This is a genomic window from Actinomadura sp. 7K507, from assembly GCF_004348425.1.
Classification (GTDB): Bacteria; Actinomycetota; Actinomycetes; order Streptosporangiales; family Streptosporangiaceae; genus Spirillospora.
In genome coordinates this window covers 1-4474 of record NZ_SMKK01000404.1, presented here as the reverse complement: position 1 = coordinate 4474, position 4474 = coordinate 1, and the positions used below count along the sequence as shown (strand labels likewise).

Annotated in this window: 5 protein-coding genes and 1 rRNA gene; 2 read left to right on the top strand and 4 right to left on the bottom strand. The window is 69.4% G+C overall.

Annotation, left to right across the window (positions count from 1 at the left end; all coding sequences use genetic code 11):
• From E1285_RS43425 to E1285_RS43410, 4 genes are all read right to left on the bottom strand, one after another.
• Positions 1 to 125: ribosomal RNA gene (locus E1285_RS43425) — 16S ribosomal RNA — on the bottom strand; the annotation flags it as partial.
• A gap of 719 nt (positions 126 to 844) precedes the next feature.
• On the bottom strand, positions 845 to 1201 hold the full coding sequence (locus tag E1285_RS43420) for a hypothetical protein (RefSeq protein WP_132160747.1): 357 nt from the start codon (positions 1199 to 1201) through the stop codon (positions 845 to 847).
• Between the two features lie 6 nt (positions 1202 to 1207).
• Positions 1208 to 2029, bottom strand: coding sequence for a polyphosphate polymerase domain-containing protein (locus tag E1285_RS43415; RefSeq protein WP_132160746.1), 822 nt, complete (start codon positions 2027 to 2029; stop codon positions 1208 to 1210).
• Positions 2026 to 2664 carry a DUF4956 domain-containing protein gene (locus tag E1285_RS43410; protein ID WP_243723465.1) on the bottom strand — a complete coding sequence of 213 codons (639 nt, stop codon included), beginning with the start codon at positions 2662 to 2664 and terminating at the stop codon, positions 2026 to 2028. Before E1285_RS43410 ends, E1285_RS43415 begins: the two co-directional genes overlap by 4 nt.
• A 182-nt stretch (positions 2665 to 2846) precedes the next feature.
• On the opposite strand from E1285_RS43410, the gene E1285_RS43405 reads away from it, so the two are divergent.
• Positions 2847 to 3170: a hypothetical protein gene (locus E1285_RS43405; protein ID WP_132160744.1), complete on the top strand. Its 324-nt coding sequence runs from the start codon at positions 2847 to 2849 to the stop codon at positions 3168 to 3170.
• Positions 3160 to 4474 (top strand): HAMP domain-containing sensor histidine kinase (locus E1285_RS43400; protein WP_132160743.1); only part of this gene is annotated, 1315 nt, incomplete at its 3' end. The genes E1285_RS43405 and E1285_RS43400, both read left to right, overlap by 11 nt.

The following is a 4474-nucleotide window of genomic DNA, read 5'->3' as shown; positions in this document are numbered from 1 at the left end:
GGTTGCTCACGTGTTACTCACCCGTTCGCCGCTCGAGTACCCCCGAAGGGGCCTTTCCGCTCGACTTGCATGTGTTAAGCACGCCGCCAGCGTTCGTCCTGAGCCAGGATCAAACTCTCCATTAAGGTCTCAAGCGACCAGCCCGAGGGGCGAACCCCGAACCGGCCAAACCTCGGAAAACAATCCCAGCAACAAACCCCCCAAACAAGGGGTCCTTTGCCTCAAAGAAATCCCCACCACCCCCGAACAAACTACAGGGGCGGCCACGGGGCGACCCGACCAGAAAACACTGGCCGAGCCGATAAAGGCACTGGCTTTTAACACGCTGTTGAGTTCTCAAGAAACGGACACCCACCGCGCCGAACCCCGCTCCCGCGGGCCCCGGCTCCGGGGCGACTCGCTTTTCACTCTACCTAATCGGAGCGGATTGTCAATTTCCGTCCTTTTCGGCAACGCCGTTCCGGTGCCGCTTGCGCGGCGCCTTCCGGGCGGTGAAGCTATTTCATCAGATCCGGCGCGATTGTCAAAATCGGCCTTTTCCGACCCACCACAACACGCCAGGCACGGCTAAGCCGCGTCAGCTTGTCGTCGAAGGTTTTCCCCTCGGGCCGGCCGCCTTCAGGCGTCCTGCGTCCCCGTGGGGCGAAGTGAACAGTATGCCCACGGCGAGTGAACGTCAAACCGACTCGCACGTCTTCTACGTGCCGGATCGGCGGTGACGCGGGCCACAGCCCACCTGGAGACCCGCTCTACCTTGGACTTTGTCCCAGTTCACCCGCCTTGGTGACTCCTACAACGCGTTGCCGGCCATCATTATTTCGTTTTGGCAACGTCGGTTCGGGGCTCATGGCTTCGCCAGGTACCCGCCGATGAACAGCACACCTTCGGCGAATACCCACACGAAGGCCGCCACGGTGAGGAGAGCGTCCAGCCGGTCGGGCCTGCGCCGGACCCTCGGTATCGACCACGCGGTCACGGCGATGGCCGCGGCGAGGACGGCCACAGGTGCGGACAGCCGGACGGCGTCCTGGAAGCCGGCGCCGCACCCCGGGTCGTAGGCTTCGCCTTCACCGCAGAAGGCGGCGTCACCCCAGCCACCCAGGGCTGAGAACACCCAGAGGACGCCCAGCACGCAGTTCGCGATCGTCGGAATCGCAGGCGAGACCCACCAGTCACCGGGACGGCTCGGAGCGACTTGCACGTTTCATTACCTACCCCGGGTCCCCGGGCGCGAAAAGGGGAGCCCGCCACCGTCGCGGTCGAAGCAGGCGCGCATGGCCGCGTGCCACGGGTTGGCGTGCATCTCCGGGTAGAGGACGGCCACGGCCACGCAGTACTTGCTCATCTTCGCGGGGCGGACGCCGAGTTCGCGGAGGATCCGGTCCACCGGGGCGTCGGCCCGTTCGGACTTCGATTCGATCAGCACCATGCCCGGATCGGCGGCCTTGCCGGCGCCGTCCCGCGTGCAGGTCAGGCCCGCGTCGAGCGTCACCCGCCCAGGGCCGGACAGCTGGACCAGGGTCGAGCGCAGGTAGCCGGTCGTCGCGGACGGGACGACGGTGTCCGGCGCGTTCACCCGATACGCGTCGAGCAGGACCTCCTCGAGGAACGCACGCGCCGCACCGTCCAGCTCCTCGCGACGTGTCACTTCGTAGGGCATGCGCCGCTTGTCGGTGACGTTGCGTACGCCCGCGAGTTTCAGCTCGAACGCGCACTCGCCGCTGTCGAGATACGCCCGGGTCCGGATCTTGAAGCGGTGCCGGCGGCCCTGCCGGTGCTGTCGGAAGGTGAGCAGGTCCGGGGTGTCGAAGTAGGTCGAGGAGTACCGGAAACGGCGCCGGCCGCCGATTTCCAGGGCCGCGTACTCCCCGCCGAGCCGTGGCAGGATCGCCTCGCACACCGCGGCCGGCACCAGGTATTTGCGATCCACCCGGGTCTGCAGTTCGGCGCGCTCGAGTACCTGGGGAAGTCCCATCGGCGGCAGTGCCTCGGTGAGGCCGGCCAGCGCCGAGGCTCCGTCGGCGGTCATCGCACCACGCGTCCGGTCGGAGGCACGTCCGGCACGGCATACGTGGGGTAGGGCGTCCGGATCTCGGGGTGGTGGCCGGGCTTCGGGGCGTGCCGCCGGTAACGGACGTCCACGACCATCACGTCCCGCACGTAGTCGGCCTCGGTGACGTTGCAGGCCAGTACCGTCCCGCCGAGGCGGTTCTCCAGGTCGGCGCGCAGTGCGGCGGGGTCGGCGTGGACGACGTCGAGCGTCACCAGCTGATGGTGGGTGCGCGAAGAGAACCGGGGGTGGTCGGCGACGTACATCATCGTGAGGAGCACGACGTCGAGCAGGACCGCGAGCCACGGGATGACCGCGGCGATGCCGTTCACCAGGCCCAGTGCCAGCGCGACGAAGTAGTAGCCGATCTCCTCTTGGGTGATGGCGTCCGACCGCAGCCGGATGATGGACAGAACGGCGAACAGCCCGAACCCGACGGCGACGTCGGCGCGCTCGGCCAGGAGCAGCGAGACGACGGTGAAGACGCCCACGTTGACCGCGATGTAGGCGAGCCGCAGGTCTCGCCGGTGATGCCGGCGGAAGTAGATCACGTGCGCCAGCACGGTGATCGCGGCGAGGTTCGCGGCGAGGCCGTAGAGGACGTGCGCTGCCACAGGCTCTCCTTCTGGTCGGGGACGGTTCCGGATGGACGCTCCCCGCCCGCGATGGGGCGAGCGTGAGAGCCAGATGAAAGAACCCTCATGGAGGGGCCGCGCCCCGGCCGTGAGCAGCCCGGATGAGGGTCTTCTCATTTGGCGTTAACCATCCGTTCTCGGCGGTATGCGACGTTGTTCTCATGTCAGTACGCACGTGGTTCATCGGGATCGGTGTAGCCGGAACGCTGGTCATCGGCCTCACGGCCGGGCTCGTCCGGGCGCACGAGAGCGCCCCGCCGTCGCTCGGGAACACCATCGAGGTCACCAAGTCGCCCGCCGCCGGGGGCGGGGGGTCGGCGGGAGCGTCCGATGCGCCGGACGCGTCGCCGAGCCCGAGGTCGTCGGCGGCCGGGCCGTCATCCCCGGCGACGGGCGGGGGCCGCGCGGTGCCGCCGCCGGTCACCTCGGACGACGATGACGACGACGGTCCGTACGGCGACGATGACGACGACGATGACGGCTGAAGCCCGTGGCACGGCGCGGGCGCGCATCGTGGGCTGGATGCTGCTGCTCGTCGGGCTGGCGCTGGCCGGGTCCGTCGCGGTGACCTGGTCGGTACTGTCCGCGCGGCTGAACGACAGGGTCGACGGCGAGCTCACCCACGAGGCGAACAAGCTTCGCGGTTACACCCAGACCGGGGTGGACCCGGCGACGGGACGTCCCCCGGCGAACGTGTCGGAGCTGCTGACCGGCTACCTCGTCCACAACCTCCCCGACAGCTACGAGACGTTCTTCTCCGTCGTGGACGGGCGGGCCGAGCGGCGCAGCGCGCAGGAACCACCGGCACGGCTCGACAACGACGCCGCGTTCGTCGCGAAGGTCGCCCGGACGCGGACGCCGTCCTACGGCTCGACCAGTAGCGCGGCCGGCGAGGTGCGGTACGCGGTGCTGCCTGTGCGGATGACCGGTGACGCGCGGCAGGCGGCGCTGGTCGTGGTCCAGTTCCGGGACGCGCAGCGCGCCGAGGTGATCGAGACGACGCAGGTGCTGGGCTTCACCGCGTTCGGTGCGCTGGCGGTGGCGGGGCTGGTCGGCTGGCTGATCGCGGGACGGGTGCTGGCACCGATCCGCCTCGTCCGGCAGACCGCCGACCAGATCGGGGAGTCGGACCTGACCCGGCGCCTGGTCGTCCGCGGCAACGACGACGTGGCGGCGCTCGCGTCCACGTTCAACCGGATGCTGGACCGGCTGGAGTCGGCGTTCGCGGCGCAGCGCAGGTTCCTGGACGACGCCGGCCACGAGCTCCGGACGCCGATCACCGTCATCCGCGGGCACCTGGAGCTGATGGGCGACGACCCGGTCGAGCGGGAGGAGACCCGCGCGCTGCTCATGGAGGAACTCGACCGGATGAACCGGATGGTCAACGACCTGATCATGCTGGCCAAGGCGGACCGGCCGGACTTCCTGACCGTCGCGGAGGTCGACCTCGCCGACCTGACGGTAGACGTGGTCGCCAAGTCGCGCGGGCTCGGGGACCGCCGCTGGCGGGTCGGCGCGGTCGCCGAGATACGAGTGCTGGGGGACGCGCAGCGGCTGACGCAGGCGCTGATGCAGCTCGCGTCCAACGCGGTGCGACACACCCGCGACGGCGACACGGTCGAGGTCGGCTCGGCGGTGCGGGACGGCTCGGTGCTGCTGTGGGTACGCGACACCGGGCCGGGCGTCGCACCCGAGGACGCCGAACGGATCTTCGAGCGATTCATCCGAGCGGGCCGTAGCCCGCACCCGGCGGCCGGTGCGGGGACGGGGGACGGTACGAGGACGGGGG

Bases quoted from the DNA above. Each gene is read 5' to 3' on its own strand.
- E1285_RS43405 (WP_132160744.1), top strand. From the start codon at position 2,847: ATGTCAGTACGCACGTGGTTCATCGGGATCGGTGTAGCCGGAACGCTG.
- E1285_RS43415 (WP_132160746.1), bottom strand. From the start codon at position 2,029: ATGACCGCCGACGGAGCCTCGGCGCTGGCCGGCCTCACCGAGGCACTG.